The 17207-nt window shown below is 69.8% G+C and carries 19 protein-coding genes; 9 read left to right on the top strand and 10 right to left on the bottom strand.

The genetic code is table 11. The features are described from left to right. The 4 genes from PLP61_RS01725 to acpS all read left to right on the top strand — a co-directional run. Positions 1–207 (top strand): hypothetical protein (locus PLP61_RS01725; protein WP_324499761.1); only part of this gene is annotated, 207 nt, incomplete at its 5' end. Between the two features lie 200 nt (positions 208–407). After that, positions 408–1982 (top strand): class I adenylate-forming enzyme family protein, encoded by a 1575-nt coding sequence (locus PLP61_RS01730; protein ID WP_324499763.1) that lies wholly within the window; start codon positions 408–410, stop codon positions 1980–1982. 109 nt (positions 1983–2091) lie between these two features. Next, the gene (locus tag PLP61_RS01735) at positions 2092–2856 is read left to right on the top strand and encodes a hypothetical protein (RefSeq protein ID WP_324499765.1); all 765 of its coding nucleotides are present in this window, start codon (positions 2092–2094) and stop codon (positions 2854–2856) included. Positions 2857–2860: 4 nt separating this feature from the next. Continuing rightward, positions 2861–3232, top strand: coding sequence for a holo-ACP synthase (gene acpS / locus PLP61_RS01740; protein WP_324499767.1), 372 nt, complete (start codon positions 2861–2863; stop codon positions 3230–3232). Between the two features lie 83 nt (positions 3233–3315). Here the strand turns inward: acpS and PLP61_RS01745 are convergent, their stop codons facing one another. The 6 genes from PLP61_RS01745 to PLP61_RS01770 form a co-directional block, all read right to left on the bottom strand. Continuing rightward, positions 3316–4638, bottom strand: a complete 1323-nt coding sequence (locus PLP61_RS01745) for an ABC transporter ATP-binding protein (protein ID WP_324499769.1) — start codon at positions 4636–4638, stop codon at positions 3316–3318. Beyond that, positions 4622–5698: an ABC transporter ATP-binding protein gene (locus tag PLP61_RS01750; protein ID WP_324499771.1), complete on the bottom strand. Its 1077-nt coding sequence runs from the start codon at positions 5696–5698 to the stop codon at positions 4622–4624. The genes PLP61_RS01745 and PLP61_RS01750 overlap by 17 nt, the downstream gene beginning before the upstream one ends. 10 nt (positions 5699–5708) lie before the next feature. Continuing rightward, complete coding sequence (locus PLP61_RS01755; RefSeq protein WP_324499773.1) at positions 5709–6662, bottom strand: ABC transporter permease; 954 nt, start codon at positions 6660–6662, stop codon at positions 5709–5711. Position 6663: 1 nt separating this feature from the next. Continuing rightward, positions 6664–7692 carry an ABC transporter permease gene (locus PLP61_RS01760; protein WP_324499775.1) on the bottom strand — a complete coding sequence of 343 codons (1029 nt, stop codon included), beginning with the start codon at positions 7690–7692 and terminating at the stop codon, positions 6664–6666. 143 nt (positions 7693–7835) lie between these two features. Further along, complete coding sequence (locus PLP61_RS01765; RefSeq protein ID WP_324499777.1) at positions 7836–9470, bottom strand: ABC transporter substrate-binding protein; 1635 nt, start codon at positions 9468–9470, stop codon at positions 7836–7838. Positions 9471–9669: 199 nt separating this feature from the next. Further along, positions 9670–10035 carry a hypothetical protein gene (locus PLP61_RS01770; protein WP_324499779.1) on the bottom strand — a complete coding sequence of 122 codons (366 nt, stop codon included), beginning with the start codon at positions 10033–10035 and terminating at the stop codon, positions 9670–9672. A 61-nt stretch (positions 10036–10096) separates the two neighbouring features. On the opposite strand from PLP61_RS01770, the gene PLP61_RS01775 reads away from it, so the two are divergent. Beyond that, on the top strand, positions 10097–10984 hold the full coding sequence (locus tag PLP61_RS01775; protein WP_324499781.1) for a mechanosensitive ion channel family protein: 888 nt from the start codon (positions 10097–10099) through the stop codon (positions 10982–10984). Between the two features lie 11 nt (positions 10985–10995). Here PLP61_RS01775 and PLP61_RS01780 read toward each other — a convergent pair whose 3' ends face one another. Beyond that, positions 10996–11424 carry an OsmC family peroxiredoxin gene (locus tag PLP61_RS01780; protein WP_324499783.1) on the bottom strand — a complete coding sequence of 143 codons (429 nt, stop codon included), beginning with the start codon at positions 11422–11424 and terminating at the stop codon, positions 10996–10998. Between the two features lie 89 nt (positions 11425–11513). Between PLP61_RS01780 and PLP61_RS01785 the strand changes: the two genes are divergently transcribed. After that, complete coding sequence (locus tag PLP61_RS01785) at positions 11514–11888, top strand: globin (protein WP_324499785.1); 375 nt, start codon at positions 11514–11516, stop codon at positions 11886–11888. On the opposite strand, the gene PLP61_RS01790 is transcribed toward PLP61_RS01785, so the two are convergent. Both PLP61_RS01790 and PLP61_RS01795 read right to left on the bottom strand, forming a co-directional pair. Beyond that, complete coding sequence (locus PLP61_RS01790; protein ID WP_324499787.1) at positions 11872–12756, bottom strand: acyl-CoA thioesterase; 885 nt, start codon at positions 12754–12756, stop codon at positions 11872–11874. The two genes, PLP61_RS01785 and PLP61_RS01790, sit on opposite strands and share 17 nt — an antisense overlap. 62 nt (positions 12757–12818) lie before the next feature. Beyond that, positions 12819–12992 (bottom strand): hypothetical protein, encoded by a 174-nt coding sequence (locus PLP61_RS01795; protein WP_324499789.1) that lies wholly within the window; start codon positions 12990–12992, stop codon positions 12819–12821. A gap of 121 nt (positions 12993–13113) precedes the next feature. Between PLP61_RS01795 and PLP61_RS01800 the strand changes: the two genes are divergently transcribed. The 3 genes from PLP61_RS01800 to PLP61_RS01810 all read left to right on the top strand — a co-directional run bounded on the left by PLP61_RS01800 (position 13114) and on the right by PLP61_RS01810 (position 15479). After that, positions 13114–13704, top strand: a complete 591-nt coding sequence (locus tag PLP61_RS01800; RefSeq protein ID WP_324499791.1) for a TetR/AcrR family transcriptional regulator — start codon at positions 13114–13116, stop codon at positions 13702–13704. Positions 13705–13783: 79 nt separating this feature from the next. Further along, the gene (locus PLP61_RS01805) at positions 13784–15001 is read left to right on the top strand and encodes an acetyl-CoA C-acetyltransferase (RefSeq protein WP_324499793.1); all 1218 of its coding nucleotides are present in this window, start codon (positions 13784–13786) and stop codon (positions 14999–15001) included. Between the two features lies 1 nt (position 15002). Then, the gene (locus tag PLP61_RS01810; protein WP_324499794.1) at positions 15003–15479 is read left to right on the top strand and encodes a MarR family winged helix-turn-helix transcriptional regulator; all 477 of its coding nucleotides are present in this window, start codon (positions 15003–15005) and stop codon (positions 15477–15479) included. A gap of 43 nt (positions 15480–15522) precedes the next feature. Here PLP61_RS01810 and ettA read toward each other — a convergent pair whose 3' ends face one another. Further along, the gene (gene ettA / locus PLP61_RS01815) at positions 15523–17205 is read right to left on the bottom strand and encodes an energy-dependent translational throttle protein EttA (protein WP_324499796.1); all 1683 of its coding nucleotides are present in this window, start codon (positions 17203–17205) and stop codon (positions 15523–15525) included. Positions 17206–17207: the final 2 nt, after the last annotated feature.

Here is a 17207-nt window from a genome sequence, read left to right on the forward strand (position 1 = left end):
ATCTGGGAGGAGAAGGGGACCCAGCGCGCCTCGACGGCTCTGGAGGGGATGTTCCCGATGCCGCTGGTGTCCGAAGAGACGGTCCGCCGTCTCGAGGAGTGGCTGGACTCCTCGACCGCCAACCCGGCCGCCAAGCGCTACGTGCGCGAGGGTCGGTCCGACATGGTGCGGGCGCTGGCCGCCCAGCGCCGGGACGGCGCTGGGTGACCCTGACCCCCACCACGCGGACCGGTGGGCTCCTGGGGCTGGGCCGACGCTAAGCCGCGGTGATCTCGCGGCGCATTGCTTGCTTGCGTGGTCCAGACCGCTCCCGCCGCTCGAGGAGCGACGGCGCCGCTGGGAACCGGAGCCCATCGACCTCCGGGGTACCATCCACCTGGGGTGCTCTACTGGGGGATGGGGTTGGGATGAAGGCTCTGCACGAAGCTGACGGCCTCGGCGTGGTGGGCCGGACCGACGGCGAACAGCAGTGTGAGCGTGGGAACGCCGCCGAGTACCTGCTGGAGGCCGGCTCCCCGGAGGACCCGGCCATCCTCGACGCCGGGCGCCGCTTCTCCTACGCCGACCTCTCCGCAGCCGGGGCGAAGCTTGCCAACGGGCTCGTCGCGGAAGGAGTTCCGCCCGGCTCGCGGATCGCCATCTTGGGGCCGAACTCCTTCTTCTGGGCCGCCGCCTACCTCGCCAGCTTGCGGGGGTACGTCGCAGTGCCCCTGTCGGATAAGCTCTCCCCCGCGAGCATCCGCGACCAGGCCGAACGTGTCGACTGCCGCGCCGCCTTCATCGACCGCCGCTACCTCAAGCGCTTCGGTGACTCCTTCGACGGGAGGCTGCCGGTGCTGACCGACGAGTACCTGGAGGGACCCACCGCAGACTGGCCGACCCCGGCTGCCGCCGACCTCGACGCGGACGCGCTGCTGCTGTTCACCTCGGGCACCACGGCAGCCGCGAAGGTCGTCCGGCTCACTCACCGCAACATCGTGGCGAACACGGACTCCATCATCACCTACCTCGGACTCCAGCGGGCCGACCGGATGCTCGTGGTCCTCCCCTTCTTCTACTGCTACGGGCTCTCCCTCCTGCATACTCACCTGCGCGTGGGCGGGAGCGTCGCGCTCTGCAACAGCTTCGTCTTCCCCGAGGTGGCGCTCGACCTGGTCGAGTGTGAGAGGTGCACGGGCTTCGCCGGTGTCCCTTCCACCTTCCAGATGCTGCTGCGTGCCAGCAGCTTCCGAACCCGGGAGCTGCCCTCGCTGCGTCTGATCCAGCAGGCCGGCGGCAAGCTCTCACCGGTCCTGATCGAGGAGCTCGTCGAAGCTCAGCCGTCCGCGAGTCTGTTCGTCATGTACGGACAGACCGAAGCGACCGCCAGGCTCTCCTACCTGCCTCCCGAGCTGGTGCTCGAGAAGCTCGGCTCCATCGGCAAAGGAATCCCCGGCGTCTCGCTGCGCGTCCAGGACGAGAGCGGGCGCCCGGTCGCTCCGGGAGAGACCGGTGAGATCTTCGCGTGCGGCGCCAACATTTCACCCGGGTACCTCGACGAGCCACAGGCGTCCGAGAGCAAGTTCCCAGCGGGCGAGCTGCGCACCGGCGACCTCGCCACCGTGGACGAGGACGGCTTCATCTACATCGTCGACCGGGTCGACGACTTCATCAAGTCGTGGGGGCACCGGATCTCCAGCCAGGAGGTCGAGGCTGCCGCACTGAAGCTGAGGGACCTGGTGTCAGCGGCCGCGGTGGGCGTCCCCGACGAGGACGCCGGAGAGGCGGTGACCCTCGTGGTGACACTCGCGCCCGGCTCTGGCACGACCGCCGACGACATCCTCACGTTCACCAGGCAGCAGCTCCCTAAGCACATGGTGCCCAAGACCGTCCACGTGGTCGACGCGATCCCGCTCAACGCCAACGGGAAGGTCGCCAAGACACAGGTCCGCGAACTCGTCCGGCAGCTGTCGGTCGCGAGCCAAGACACCCCCGGAGCATGAAATGACTACTCGATCTCGATACCGCCTCGTCTCGGTCGTCGCCGCCCTGGGCTGTGCGATCGCCGCCGGGGCGCTGTTCGCCAAGAGCCAAGGTCGTGCCCAAGTGACATTGAGCGACTTCCCTCCCGGAGCCGGCTCCAGCCAGCTCCAGGAGCCCGGTCCACGGGTGTTCTTCGCCCACCAGTCAGTCGGCTGGAACCTCCTGAGCGCCATTCCGGCCCTGTACGCCGCCAGCGGGTCGCCGGCTCCCCAGATCGTGGAGCTGCCCGCCCCGAGCTCCGGGCAGCGGGCCGTCGTGCCCAGTGGTTCACAGGCTCAGTTCACCCACACCTTCATCGGACAGAACGGTGACCCGGTGGGCAAGATCGAGGAGTTCGACAGCATGCTGCGGAGCGGCGTCGCCGACGACGTCGACGTGGCCTTCATGAAGTTCTGCTACCTGGACGTGACCGCGGGCACGGACGTGCAGTCGCTGTTCGCCCGGTACCGGGACACGCTCTCTGCCCTCGAACGCGACTACCCGGACGTGACCTTCCTGCACATGACCACGCCGTTGACCACGCAGCCCGGCCTGAAGACGAGGATCAAGTCGCTCCTCGGGGCCGACAACCCTGCCGCGGACAACGTCGCACGTGAACAGCTGAACCAGATGTTCCGCGACGAGTACGGCAGCGGACGGCTCTTCGACCTCGCCGCCTTCGAGTCCACGACACCCCAAGGCGACCGGGTCACCGGCACGTACGACGGTCAGGACTACTTCGCCCTGTACTCCGGCTACGCCACGGACGAGGGTCACCTCAACGCCGCGGCCTCGCAGGTCGCCGCCGCCGACCTGCTCGATCTCGTCCAGCAGTCGGCCGGAAAGGCGCAGTGACCCGGTGGACCTCCGCACCGGCACCGACATCGTCCAGGTGGCCCGAGTGGCACGACTGATCGAGCGGCGCGGGTTCGTCGAGCGCTGGTTCACACCCGACGAGATCAGCTACTGCTCGAGCCGGTCACAGCCCGCCCTGCACTACGCGGCCAGGCTGGCGGCCAAGGAGGCAGTCCTGAAGTGCCTGCGGTGGTCGTGGGACGGGCCGATCCCCTGGCGGGAGATCGAGGTCCGGCACGACGCGTCAGGGGCTCCGCAGATCCGCCTCTCGGGGTCCTTGACCGCAGCGGAGCGCGCTCCGCGCCCTGACCTCCAGGTGTCCCTGTCGCACTGCCAGGAGTACGCCACCGCCGTCGCGGTGGCCCTGTGGGACTGAGGACAGGGGCGCTGGGAGCGGCTCCGCCCACGCGGCCCTCGGTGCACGGGTCAGCGGCACAGAAGAGCCGGCGCTCGCAGTGCTCACGACCCCGCGCCCGGCACCTCCGGGTAGAGCACGCAGGCGACGTCCACCGACCCGGCCCGACGCAGGGCGGGCGCGTCGGCCGGCCGGAAGTGCACCTCGACGCCGTTGCCCGCCGGGTCGATGCCGGTGACACCCCGCCACAGCGGCTCGTCGGGGCTCTCGGTGCGGATCCGGTCCAGCAGGGCACGGACCGCGCCTGCGCCACCGGAGCCGAGCTTCGCGGTCGTCGACGGTGTGCTGAGGCCGTCGAGGTCCCCGATCAGCTCCAGCTCGTCGTCGTAGGCTTCCACCTTGCGCGTCCAGTGCTCCTCGAGCAGTGCCCGGAGGTCGCGGGACTCCCAGCCGCAGCCTGCGACAGCCTCGGGGCAGCGCGGGTGGAAGGCACAGCCCAGCGGGGGCTCCGCGGCATCCGGGATCTCGCCACGCGGCAGGTCGCGAGGCACCTGCTTGTCCGGGTCCGGCTCGGGGATCGCCTTCAGCAACGCCTTGGTGTAGGGATGTCGCGGGTGGGCGAAGATCTCGTCGGTCGCGCCGATCTCCACCACCCGGCCGAGGTACATGATCGCGATGCGGTCGCAGAAGTACTTCGCGGTCGCGAGGTCGTGGGTGATGTAGACGTAGGTGAGCCCGAGGTCCCGCTTGAGGTCCAGCATCAGCTGGAGGATCTTGGCTCGCACGCTCATGTCGAGCATGGACACGGGTTCGTCGGCCACGAGCACCTCTGGTTGGAGGATGATGGCTCGCGCGATGACGGCCCGCTGCTTCTGGCCTCCGGAGAGGTCGGAGGGGTACTTGCCGAGGAACCTCTCGACCGGCGACAGCCCCACCCGCTCCAGGGCCTCCTCGACGCGCTGTCTCAGCTCCGCGCCCGAGGCGATGCCATGGATCACCAGCGGATGCCCGATGGCCACCTCCATGGTCATCGAGGGGTTCAGGGCAGCGTGCGGGTCCTGGAAGACCATCTGGAGGTCGGTGCGCAGCCGGCGCAGCTCGGCCCCGCGCATCTGGGAGACGAGCCGGTCACCTCGCTCCCGGCCGTGGTAGGTGATCGAGCCACCGGTCGCCGGTACCAGGCCGAGCAGGGCCCGGCCGAGGGTGGTCTTGCCGCTGCCGGACTCGCCCACCAGCCCCAGCACCTCGCCGCGGCGGAGCGTCAGCGTCACGCCGTCGACCGCCTTGACGCTGCGCGACTTCAGCCCGAGCAGCCGGGACAGGGCACCACCCTGCAGCTGGAAGTGCACCGCCAGGTCGTTGACGTCCAGCACGTTCTCGGCGCGGGCGGCCGGCGTCCGGGCCCCCTGATCAGGCTTCGTCGGCAACGCCGATCTCCTCTCGGGGCAGCGGCTCCAGCTCGGCCGCCGGCACTGTGGCAAGGATGCCTGCGCGCACGTCTGCGGCCCAGCAGGATGCCAGGCTGCCTCCCGCATGCATCCGCGAGACCGGGTGGCGAGCGGCGCAGATCTTCATCGCGTCGGGGCAGCGGGGGTGGAAGTGGCAACCCGAGGGCGGCTCCACGAGGTCGGGCGGTGCCCCGTCGATGTAGTTCAGGCCTGTGGTGGACAGCGAGATGGTCGAGCGCAGCAGCTCGCGGGTGTACGGGTGCTGCGGGTGTGAGAACACCTCCCGGGCTGCACCGATCTCCACGATCTCGCCGGCGTACATCACGGCCACGCGGTCGCACGCCTCGGCCACGATGCCCAGGTTGTGGGTGATCAGCAACAGTGCAGTGCGGTAGTTGGTCCGCAGGTCGTGCAGGATCCGGATGATCTGCGCCTCGACGAGGACGTCCAACGCCGTGGTGGGCTCGTCGGCCACCACGAAGGCGGGGCGGAGGACCAGGGTGAGCGCGATCATCAGCCGCTGGCGCATCCCCCCGGAGAACTCGTGGGGGTAGGCGTGGTAGCGGGTGGGGGGGATGCCCATCACCCGGAGCGCCTCGAGGGAGCGGCGCTCGATCTCGGCCTTGCTGATCGACCTGTCGTGGGTCTTCAGCGTCTCGGCGAAGTGCTCGCTGATCCGCATGAGGGGGTTCAGCCGGGTCAGCGGCTCCTGGAAGATCATGCCGAGGTCGCGCCCGCGCATGGCGTGCTGCTCCTTCGGTCTGAGCGCCAGCATGTCGGTGCCGCGGAAGCGCAGCGTGCCGTCGCGGCTGCTGCCGTCGGGCAGCAGGCCGATGAGGCCGCGACCCAAGGTCGACTTCCCGCAGCCCGACTCACCCACCACGCCGAGGATCTCGCCCTCGTGGAGGTCGAAGCTGACCCCGTCGACGGCCCGGACGGGGCCCCGCTCCGTGCCGTACCAGACCCTCAGGTCTCGCACCTCCAGCACAGGGTCGGACGGCACGACCGGCGCCGCCTGGTCGTCGATCAGGTCCATCATCGGGGTCGGCTCACTTCGCTGTCTCGGCGATCTCTGGGGGGTCCTGGGGAGCTGCTCTTGCGGGGAACCTCACAGGCAGCAGCCGGCGACGGCGCAGGGCGGGGTTCAGGGTCTCGTTGAGGCCTTCCCCGACGAGGGTCAACGCCGTGATCAGCAGGATGATCGCCAGCCCCGGCCACAGGGCCGGCCACCACACCCCGGCCTGGGCGTCATCGAGGGCCCGGCTCAGGTCGTAGCCCCACTCGGACGCCTCCGTCGGCTGGATGCCGAGCCCGAGGAAGCCCAGGGCGGCGAGGGTGCCCAGCGCGTCGGCGGCGTTGAGTGTGCCGATCACCGGCACGGACTGCACCACGTTGCCGAACAGGTACTTGCGGATGATCGTCGTGGGCTTCGCCCCGATCGCACGTGCGGCCTCGATGTAGGTGGACTCACGGGCCGACACGGTCGTGCTGCGCACGACCCGGTAGTACTGCGGGACGTAGATCGCCGCCAGCGCGAGGGCGACCGCCACGATGCTGCCGCCCAGCGCGTCTCGCAGGAGGAAGGCGAAGATGATCGCCAGCAGCAGGGACGGGATCGTGTACAGGGCGTCCATCACGAAGACGAGCACCCGGTCGACCCATCCGCCCACGAACCCGGACACCAGGCCGAGCGGCAGGCCGATCAGTGCGGCGACCAGCACCGAGATCACGACCACCTCGAGCGCGGTCCTCGCCCCCCAGACCACGCGGGAGAAGATGTCGAAGAACTGGTCGTTGGTGCCGAGCCAGTGAGCCGACGACGGGGACTGCAGCTTGGGGAACTTCGCGCCCGAGGCGTCACGGGTCTGGTTGAAGTCGAACGGGGCGATCCACGGCGCGAACAGCGCGAACACGAGGAAGACGACGGTCACCACCGCACCGCCGAGGAGGATCCATCGGGCGAGGCCCTTGGTGTTCCAGATCGTCGAGAGGAACCCGCGCACGTCAGTACCTCACCCTCGGGTCGACCAGTGCGTTGAGGATGTCGACCAGCACGCTGACGATCACCACGATCAGCGCGAAGAACGTCACCAGGCCTTGGAGCGCGATGTAGTCGCGCGCATTGATGTACTGGATGAGCTCGGTGCCGATCCCGGGCCAGTTGAAGGTGCGCTCGGTGAGCACCGCGCCCCCGAGGGTCAACGCGACCTGCAGGCCGATCACGGTGATGACGGGGACGAGCGCGTTGCGGAACGCGTGGCGGCGTACGACGCGCCGCTCCGGGATGCCGCGGGCCCGGGCCGCCTCGACGTAGTCGCCCTTCATCGCCTGGATCACGTTGATGCGCACCAGGCGGATGATCACGCCGGAGAGGAGCAGTCCCAGGGTCACGCACGGGAGGACGTGGTGCTTCAAGACGTCGGTCACGGCCGCGCCGTTCCCGGACAGGAACGCGTCGACGAGCAGGATGTGGGTCCTGGGCTGGACGGTGAACTTCGTGACGGTGGAGGCGATGTCGTAGGTCGGCCACCCGGGGAAGAACTTCACCACGAGCAGCACCAGCATGATGCCGACCCAGAAGATCGGCGCGGCGTAGGAGACGACCCCGAAGATGCGGATGGTGGCATCCGCCCCGCTGTCGCGGTGGCGCCCTGCGAGGCGGCCCAGCGGAAGCCCGATGAGCAGAGCGAACAGGAAGGCGCCCAGCGTGAGCGTGAGAGTCGCCCCGCCCTGGTCCCGGATCACGTCGAGCACCGGACGGTTGTCGGAGATGGTGTTGCCGAAGTCCAGGCGGGCCACGTCACCGAGGTACTCGAGGTACTGGACGACCAACGGCCGGTCCAGCCCGAGCGCGGCGCGCCGCACGTTGAGCGCATCCTCGTCCAGACGCCCCCCGAAGGCCGCGCTGACCGGGTCCCCGGGAGCCACTCGGAGCAGGAAGAAGATGACCGTGAGGACGACCCACATCATCGGGACGACGAGGAGCATCCGGACCAACAGGTAGCGGGACAGGGATCCCGAGCCCGACTTCACGCGGGGACCTCCTGGTTCTCCGGCTGACGGACCTCGCGGCCCGGTGGGTCTTGTGGCATTGAACAGCATCGGGGGAAGACGCCACACCCAGAGGTGGGCGTCCTCCCCCGATCAGGGTTGCACTGACGGCCAGGGTCGGCCGCTCAGCCGTTCTTGTTGATCATCCAGAAGCGGAAGATGTAGGTCGGGTCAAGGGTGTCCTTGACCCCCTCCATCGCCGAGTTCGCCACGGCGACGTTCTGCCCGTTCCACGAGGGGATCAGCGGGACGTCCTCGGCCACAATGTCCTGCAGCTGACCGATCTGCTCGGCACGCGCGGCGTCGTCGGTCTCACCGATCTCCTGGTCGAGGAGCTGGTTGACCTTCTCGTTGGAGTAGCCGTTGGCGAAGAACCCGCCGTCACGCACGAACGGCGACAGGTAGTTGTCGGCGTCCAGGAAGTCGGGGTACCAGCCGAGGATGAAGAGGTCGTAGGCGCCCTCCTTGTAGATGGTCTGGTACTCCTCCCACGCCGCGTCGTCGACGGTCACGTCGAACAGGCCGCTGGAGTTCAGCTGGTCGGCCAGCTCGTTGGCCTCGTCCACGGTGTTGGGGCCGTAGTGCTCCGGCGGGTAGCCGAGCTTCAGCTTGACCGGGGTCTTCACACCGGCGGCCTCGAGGATCCCCTTGGCCGCGTCGACATCGGGCTCGCCGTACTTCTCCTTGAACGAGTCCTTCTGGCCGGCGAAGCCGGGCGGGACGATCGAGTACGCCGGCGTGACGCTCCCGTCGTAGGCGTTGTCGGAGATGGCCTGGCGGTCGATCAGCTGGGCCACGGACTGGCGGATCGCCTTGTTCTTGCCGGCCTCGGTCGAGAACTGCCAGACCCAGTAACGGAACTCCGAGCCGTTGCCCCGGATGACCTCGGCCTTGCCGTTCTCCTCGATCGAGTTCAGGTCGGTCGGGCTGAGCGTGCGCCAGGCGATGTCGACCTGTCCGGACTCGACGGCGGTCTTGAGCGGCGCGGCGTCGTTGAAGTACTGCACGAACACCTGGCTGCTCTGCGGCGTCTTGTCACCGGTGTAGCTCTCGTTGGCCTCGAAGACCGCCTGCTCGCCGGCCTTGTACTGGCTCAGCACGAACGACCCCGAGCCGATCATGTTCTCCGTGTCGTCGTCGGCCAGCTTGTCGTCGGCCGGGAAGGTCTCCTCGTCGACGATCGAGGTGGTCGCGGAGGTCAGGATCTGCATGAACGTCTGGTCCGGCTGGTTCAGGTGGAACACCACCGTGGAGTCGTCCGGCGTCTCGATGGCGCCGTCGGCCAGGCCCGGGTTCTTCTCGTCGCCGTTGCTGATCGAGCCGAGCAGCACCGAGGAGCCGTTGGGATCGGCGATCTCGATGTTGCGCTGGAACGAGAACAGCACGTCGGAGGAGGTGAGCTCGTCCCCGTTGGAGAAGGTCAGGCCGTCCTTCAGCGTGCAGGTGATGGTCTGCGGGTCGTCGTACGCGCAGTCGGCGGCGTCGGGCACCGGGTCAGTGCCGTTCGCGGGCACCGTCATGAGCTGCTGGAAGATGTTGTACTGGATGTTCCACGAACCGAAGTCGTAGGAACCGGCCGGGTCCACCGACGTCACGGCGTCGGTCGTGCCGAGGATCCACGGCGCCCCCGCTGCACCCCCTCCTCCGCCGTCGCCGTTGCCGTCCTCGGAATCGTTGCCGCAGGCCGCGAGGGTGCCGATCATGGCACCCGCAGCGAGGACACCAAGGGCCCGCTTGCGCCAGAGCTTGTTGAGTTTCACATCCACCCTCCGGGTTGGTGGCCCGGCCGCTCGCCGGGTCGCTTCCGCCGGGCAACTTACCCGGGTCGGCCGTCCGGGGTCCACGCCGACCGACGCTTCGATGATCGCGATCCGACAACGATTGGTGGTGGCCGGGCCGCATCGGCGGCGGCCGGTTGCCCGGTTCTGCCAGCTCCGCGGGTGGCCGACCGGTCTCCCCTCAGTGGGTGGCCGACCCACCCTCACCGGGGGTGTCGAGCTCGGCCGGGGTCGGCGCCCCGAGCAGCTCGTCCAGGGCGGACTCGTCGTCGTACGCCGGGGCGGGCTCGGTGACGCCGGGTGCCCGCTGGGCCGAGTGGACCAGCCGCGGCAGGGAGGCGAGCAGCACGACCACGCCGATCACCACCAGCGGGTAGACCACCCACACCAGGAGCCGGTCCAGGCCGCTCACCGGCTCGGGGTTGCTCCAACCCTCAGGCGTGTTGGCCAACGCGGGCGTGGCCGCGAGCAGGGTGAGAGCGGCGGGGGTCAGCAGGGCGGCGGCGCGCAGGGCGCGGCGTGCGGGCGTCGTGGTGTGCGTCGTCACTCCCGCAGGATATCGGCCCCGGGGCGGGGTCACGACCCCCGTGCCCCGACATACTGGGCCCATGTCCTGGGACGACGTCCGTGACCTCACGCTGGGCAGACCGCTGACCATCCTCGGTCTCCTCGTGCTCGGCTTCGTGCTGCGCTGGGTGCTCTACCGGCTGGTGGACCGGGTCGTGCGCAGGACCGAGTCCGGCGTGCTGCCGGACCGGATCGGCTCGTTGAGCGATGCCGGGTCGACCCGGCGGGTGCAGCGCGTGCGCACCATGGGCACCCTGTTCAAGAGCATCATCAGCGGCGTGCTGGTCGCGGTGATCGGCACGATGATCCTCAGCGAGTTCGTCAACGTGGGGCCGATCATCGCCAGCGCCGGCATCATCGGCATCGCCCTCGGGTTCGGCGCCCAGTCTCTGGTGAAGGACTACCTGTCGGGCCTCTTCCTCTTCGCCGAGGACCAGTACGGCGTGGGCGACGTGGTCGACCTGGGCGAGGCGAGCGGGACCGTCGAGGCCGTGACGCTGCGGGTCACCCGCCTGCGCGACGTGAACGGCACGGTGTGGTACGTCCGCAACGGCGAGATCCTCCGGGTGGGCAACCAGAGCCAGAACTGGGCGCGGTCGGTCCTCGACGTCGTGGTGTCCTACCGCGAGGACCTCGCGCGGGTCCGCGGGCTCCTGCTGGAGGTTGCCCACGACCTGTGGACCGACGAGGGCTTCGCCGGGGTCGTGATCGAGGAGCCCGAGGTGTGGGGGGTGGAGGCGATGACGCCGGAGGGGGTGACCATCCGGGTCACGCTGAAGACCGCACCGATGGAGCAGTGGCGGGTGGCACGGGAGATGCGGGCCCGGATCAAGGCACGCTTCGACCAGGCCGGGATCGAGATGCCGGTCTCCCCCCGGGTGGCCTGGCAGGCGCCCTCAGCGGGGCCCGGCCCCGCGGAGGACTCCTGAGGGCCGGCGGGTCAGCCGGCCAGCACGGCCGAGAGGGTGATGGTCGTGCCGGTAAGCGCCTGGCTCACCGGGCAGCCCGCCTTGGCGGCCTCGGCGGCGGCGGCGAAGTCGTCGGCGCTGATGCCCTCCACCACCCCCGCGACGGTCAGGTGGATCCCGGTGATCCCGGTGCCGGGGACGAACGTGACCTCGGCGCGGGTGTCCAGGGAGGTGGGCGGGGTCCCTGCCCGGCCCAGCCCAGCGGAGAGCGCCATCGAGAAGCAGGCGGAGTGCGCCGCGGCGATCAGCTCCTCGGGGCTGGTCCGACCCTGCGGCTCCTCGGCACGGGAGGGCCAGGTCACCTCGAAGGTGCCGATCCCCGAGGAGGCCATCGTCACCTGGCCGGTGCCCTCGGCGAGGCTGCCTTCCCAGCGGGTCGTGGCGGTGCGCGTGGTGCTCATGCAGGTCACTCCTTGCGGCGAGGGTTCTGGTCCGACGAGTCTTCCATGCCGCCCGCGGCTGGTCATCCGGCGCTCGGCACAATGGTCCGGTGAGCACCTTCTACAGCGAGATCGGCGGACTCGAGACGATCCGAACCATCGTGGAGCGGTTCTACGAGGGCGTCGCCTCTGACGAGCTTCTCCGGCCGATGTACCCGGAGGAGGATCTCGGCCCCGCCGCCGAGCGGCTCACCCTGTTCCTGGCGCAGTACTGGGGTGGCCCCACCACCTACTCCGACACTCGGGGGCATCCCCGGCTGCGCATGCGGCACGCGCCCTACCAGGTCACGCCCGAGGCGAAGGAGCACTGGCTGGCCCACTTCAGGGCGGGCCTGGACGCGGCCGGGCTCCCGCCGGACCAGGACGCGCAGTTCTGGGAGTACGTCACTCACGCCGCACAGTTCATGATCAACACCCTGGAGTAGCCGTCGCCGCCTGCTCGGCGAGGAGCAGCGCCCGCACCTCGGGGGGCGGGGCGCTCTTCCGCTGCGTCCGGCGGTCCCAGAAGACCAGCACCACCCGGGCGCGGGACTGCACGGCTCCACGATCCCTGATCTCCGCCTCGACGACCATGGAGGTGGTTCCGACGTGACTCACCCGCGACCAGAGGTCGTAGGGCTCGGGGCGGAACAGCAGGGGCACCCGGTACTCCACATCGGTCCGGGCGACGACTACCTGGCCGTGCGGGGTACCGGGGGGCAGGCGCCGGCGGAGCCCGGCCATCAGCGCCACCCGGCCCTCCTGGAAGAACTCGAAGTACTTCACGTTGTTGACGTGGCCGTAGACGTCGACGTCGGAGAAGCGGACCCGCAGGGGGTAGTGGTGCCCGCGGCCGTCGGGTGCGCCGGCCAGCGCTGCCGGGGTCGGCGCGTCGGCCGGTTCCAGGAGCCGTTCGAGCACCACCCGCTCCTCCGGGGTGAGCCGGCGGGGATGCTCGCCGGCAAAGACGTACGGCGTCAGCGCGGTGGAGGCTCGCAGGTAGGTGGTGCGGGTGCCGTCCTCGTGCTCGTCGAAGACCTCGTAGGCCACGGTGAAGGAGGCGGCCCGGACGAGGGTCACCCAGCACTCGATGCTGACCGGGCGGAACCGGAAGGTCAGCGGTGCCAGGTAGGAGACCTCGGACCGGGTGACGACCGCGGCCTCCGCGAGATCTCCCCCACGCGGGTCGAGCGCGTGCGTGCGCATCATGTCGACCCGGGCCTCCTGGAGGTAGTCGACGTACACGACGTTGTTCACGTGGCCGAGGGGGTCCAGGTCGGCCCAGCGGACCGGGCACTCGAAGCGGTGACGCACCCACGCATCGTCGCAGAGAGCGAGCGCCCGCGGTCAGCCCCGGGCGCTCGGTCGCGCCCGGGTCAGTGAGCGAACGCGTGCCCGTAGTAGCTGGCGAACGACTCGTGGCGGGCCAGTCGCACGGTGCGGTGCGAGAGCAGGGTCTGGGCGATCACGGCTACGGACCCGACCAGCGCGAGCGCGGCGAGGGTGAGGATCACGACCAGCACCGGGGTGAAGGACAGGACGAAGTTCATGGTGGTACCTCTCTGGGCAGGGTCTGCACTACATCTGTAGTCTACACCTGTAGTAACTACGAACGTAGAGAACGGCTTCCCGGGCCGGTAGTGTGCTCGCTCACACGGCCGAGGAGGGACGATGCCGATCTCACGACCCTCGCCGCGCCGCCAGCAGCTGCTGGCCGCGGCCGAGGCGGTGGTCGCCGCCCACGGCCTACGGGGGCTCACCCACCGGGCGGTCGACCGCCAGGCCGGGTTCGCCGAAGGCACCTGCTCCTCCTACTTCCGCACCCGCCGGGCCCTCCAGGAGGGCCTCGCGCAGCACGTCGCCGCGCACCTGACCGCCGACGTCACGGACCTGTCCGCGGCCCTGGCTCCGGTGGTCGGAGACTACGCACGTGCCGCCGAGCTCACCTCCGGCCTGTTCCTACGCTGGCTGCACGAGCTGGACCGGGTGGTCGCCGTCCTCGAGCTCACCCTCGAGGCCACCCGCGACCCCGAGCTGGCCCGCCTGCTCGCGGGGTGGCAGCGGGAGCTGGGCCTGGTGGTGCACCGGGTGCTCCGCGAGGCAGGGCGGGACCCGGACCCGGCCCGGACCGAGACGCTGGTCGCGGCGCTGTACGGCGTGCTGCTGGGCGGGCTGCTCCGTGAACCCACCCAGCGTCCGGCCTACCTGGCCGCGTCGCTGACCCTCCTCTTCGACGGGCTCAGCGAGAGCGCGCACGGCTGAGCAAGCCGGATCCCGGGGCCCGGACGGCACGGTCTAGGGTGGCAGTGAGCCATCCTCGATCCCAGATCGGAGTCCGGACATGCCCGAGGCCGTGATCGTTTCCGCCGCCCGCACCCCCATCGGCCGCGCGAACAAGGGGTCGCTGAAGGACTGGCGTCCCGACGACCTGGCCGCGTTCGCGGTGCGGGCCGCGCTCGACAAGGTCCCCGCGCTGGATCCGGGCACGGTCGACGACCTCTACCTGGGCTGCGGCCTGCCCGGCGGCGAGTCGGGCAACAACATGGCACGGGTGGTGAACGTGCTCAACGGGATGGACTCCGTGCCCGGCGCCACCATTACCCGGTACTGCGCCTCCTCCGTGCAGACCACGCGGATGGCCTTCCACGCCATCCGCGCCGGTGAGGGCGAGGTGTTCATCTCCGCCGGCGTCGAGGCGGTGTCCCGGTTCGCCAAGGGCACCTCCGACCACCTCCCGAACACGCTCAACCCGGTCTTCGAGGACGCGCAGGCGCGCACCGCACGGCTCGCCGAGGGCGGCCAGGACTGGCACGACCCTCGTGAGGACGGCCGGCTGCCCGACGTGTACGTCGCGATGGGCCAGACAGCCGAGAACGTCGCGCGGCTGCGCGGACTGTCGCGCCAGGAGCTGGACGAGTTCGGCGTACGGTCGCAGAACCTCGCCGAGAAGGCCATCGCCGAGGGGTTCTGGGCGCGCGAGATCACCCCGGTCCCGCTCGCGGACGGCACGATGGCCCAGACCGATGACGGGCCCCGCGCCGGCGTCACCTACGAGGCGGTCTCCCAGCTCCAGCCGGTCTTCCGCCCCGACGGGGTGGTCACCGCCGGGAACTGCTGCCCCCTCAACGACGGGGCCGCCGCGGTGGTGGTCATGTCCGACGCCAAGGCAGCCGAGCTGGGGCTCACCCCGCTGGCGCGCATCGTCGCCACCGGGGTCTCCGGGCTCTCCCCGGAGATCATGGGGCTGGGTCCGGTCGAGGCGACCCGCCGGGCGCTGGCGCACGCCGGCATGAGCATCGGCGACATCGACCTGGTCGAGATCAACGAGGCGTTCGCCGCCCAGGTCGTGCCCTCCTACCAGGACCTCGGCATCGATCTGGACCGGCTCAACGTCAACGGCGGTGCCATCGCCGTCGGCCACCCGTTCGGGATGACCGGTGCCCGCCTGCAGAACACGATGCTCAACTCCCTGGACTGGCACGACAAGACCACCGGGCTGATCACCATGTGCGTGGGCGGAGGTCAGGGGATGGCGCTGATCCTGGAGCGGATGAGCTGACGTGACCAGGTGGCTCGACCCGGAGGAGCAGCGGTCCTGGCGTGCCTTGATCCTGGGCATGACGCTGCTGCTGGACCGGCTGGACGCCGACCTCCGCTCGACCCACGGCCTGTCGCTGACCGAGTACGAGATCCTGGTGCGTCTCTCGGAGGAGCCGGACCACCGGATGCGGATGGCCCAGCTCGCGGACTCGGTGGCGCACAGCCGCAGCCGACTCACCCACACCGTGGCCCGTCTGGAGAAGGCGGGGGTCGTGGTCCGCTGCGAGTCTCCCGACGACCGGCGTGGCGTGCTGGCCTCGCTCACCGAGCAGGGCTACGCGCTGCTCGAGGTCGCCGCGCACACCCACGTCGAGGGGGTGCGCCAACACCTCGTCGACCTGGCCACCCGCGAGGACTTCGCCACCCTCGGCCGGGTGATGAACGCGGTCACCGACGACCTGATCGGCGCGCACCCCGCCATGGAGCTGCGGCACTGACCCGGGCGGCACCAGCGCTCGCAGGGGGAGACCGCCGAGCGCCTCAGTCCCGGGTCAGCCGCCGGTGGGTGACCCGGTGCGGACGGGCCGCCTCGGCTCCCAGCCGCTCGACCTTGTTCTCCTCGTAGGCGGCGTAGTTCCCCTCGAACCAGAACCACTTCGCCTCGTCCTCCTCGTCGCCTTCCCAGGCCAGGATGTGGGTGGCCACCCGGTCCAGGAACCACCGGTCGTGGGAGGTGACCACGGCACAGCCGGGGAAGTCCAGCAGCGCGTCCTCCAGGGAGGACAGGGTCTCGACGTCGAGGTCGTTGGTCGGTTCGTCGAGCAGCAGCAGGTTGCCGCCCATCTTCAAGGTGAGCGCGAGGTTGAGCCGGTTCCGCTCGCCTCCTGAGAGGACTCCCGCCTTCTTCTGCTGGTCGGGCCCCTTGAAGCCGAACGACGCGACGTAGGCGCGCGAGTTCATCTCGAAGTTCGCCACCTTGATGAAGTCCAGCCCGTCCGAGACGACCTCCCAGACGTTCTTCTGCGCGTCGATCCCGCCCCGGCTCTGGTCGACGTAGGAGATCTTGACGGTCTGCCCCACCCTCAGCTCCCCCGCGTCGGGCTGCTCCTGGCCGGTGACCATCCGGAACAACGTCGTCTTCCCCACGCCGTTGGGGCCGATCACGCCGACGATCCCGGCACGAGGCAGGGTGAAGTCGAGGTCGTGCATGAGCGGCCGGCCGTCGAAGCCCTTGCCGAGCCCGTGCGCCTCGAGCACCACGTCTCCCAGACGTGGCCCGGCGGGGATGTTGATCTCCGAGGTGTCGATCTTGCGCATCCGGTCCGCCTCGGCCGCCAGCTCCTCGTACCGGGCCAGTCGTGACTTGCTCTTGGCCTGCCTGGCCTTGGGGTTGGAGCGGACCCACTCCAGCTCCTTCTCCAGCATCCTGGCGCGCTTGGCGTCCTTCTGCCCCTCGATCTTGAGGCGATCCTTCTTGGTCTCCAGGTACGTCGAGTAGTTGCCCTCGTACGGGTGGGTCCTGCCCCGGTCCAGCTCGAGGATCCACTGGGCGACGTTGTCCAGGAAGTACCGGTCGTGGGTCACGGCCAAGACGGCGCCCGGGTAGGCCTTGAGGTGGCCCTCCAGCCACTGCACCGACTCGGCGTCCAGATGGTTGGTCGGCTCGTCCAGCAGCAGCAGGTCAGGCTGCTGGAGCAGCAGCTTGCACAGTGCGACCCGACGGCGCTCACCGCCGGAGAGGGTGTCGACCAGGGCCTCCGGCGGCGGGCAGCGCAGGGCGTCCATGGCCTGGTCGAGCCTGCTGTCGAGGTCCCACGCTCCCGCGTGGTCGAGGTCGGTCTGGAGGTCCCCCATCTCCGCGAGCAGGGTGTCGTAGTCCGCCTCGGGATCGGCCAGCTCCTCGGAGATCTGGTTGAACCGGTCCAGCTTGGTCTTGATCTCGTGGACGGCCTCCTCGACGTTCTCCTGCACGGTCCGGCCCTCGGTCAGCGGAGGCTCCTGCTCGAGCATGCCGACGGTGGCCCCCGGGTCGAGGATGGCGTCACCGTTGTTCGGGTGGTCGAGCCCGGCCATGATCCGCAGCAGCGACGACTTGCCCGTGCCGTTGGGTCCGACTACCCCGATCTTGGCGCCGTGCAGGAACGACAGGGTGACGTTGTCGAGCACGACCTTGTCACCGTGGGCCTTGCGCACGTTGCGCAGCGTGAAGACATAGTCCGCCATGG

It is taken from the genome of Nocardioides sp. (genome assembly GCF_035429765.1).
Lineage (GTDB): Bacteria > Actinomycetota > Actinomycetes > Propionibacteriales > Nocardioidaceae > Nocardioides.

Coding starts and splice junctions, on each gene's coding strand:
- PLP61_RS01730 (WP_324499763.1), top strand. CDS start 408: ATGAAGGCTCTGCACGAAGCTGACGGCCTCGGCGTGGTGGGCCGGACC.
- PLP61_RS01750 (WP_324499771.1), bottom strand. CDS start 5,698: ATGATGGACCTGATCGACGACCAGGCGGCGCCGGTCGTGCCGTCCGAC.
- PLP61_RS01775 (WP_324499781.1), top strand. CDS start 10,097: ATGTCCTGGGACGACGTCCGTGACCTCACGCTGGGCAGACCGCTGACC.
- PLP61_RS01780 (WP_324499783.1), bottom strand. CDS start 11,424: ATGAGCACCACGCGCACCGCCACGACCCGCTGGGAAGGCAGCCTCGCC.
- PLP61_RS01795 (WP_324499789.1), bottom strand. CDS start 12,992: ATGAACTTCGTCCTGTCCTTCACCCCGGTGCTGGTCGTGATCCTCACC.
- PLP61_RS01800 (WP_324499791.1), top strand. CDS start 13,114: ATGCCGATCTCACGACCCTCGCCGCGCCGCCAGCAGCTGCTGGCCGCG.
- PLP61_RS01805 (WP_324499793.1), top strand. CDS start 13,784: ATGCCCGAGGCCGTGATCGTTTCCGCCGCCCGCACCCCCATCGGCCGC.
- ettA (WP_324499796.1), bottom strand. CDS start 17,205: ATGGCGGACTATGTCTTCACGCTGCGCAACGTGCGCAAGGCCCACGGT.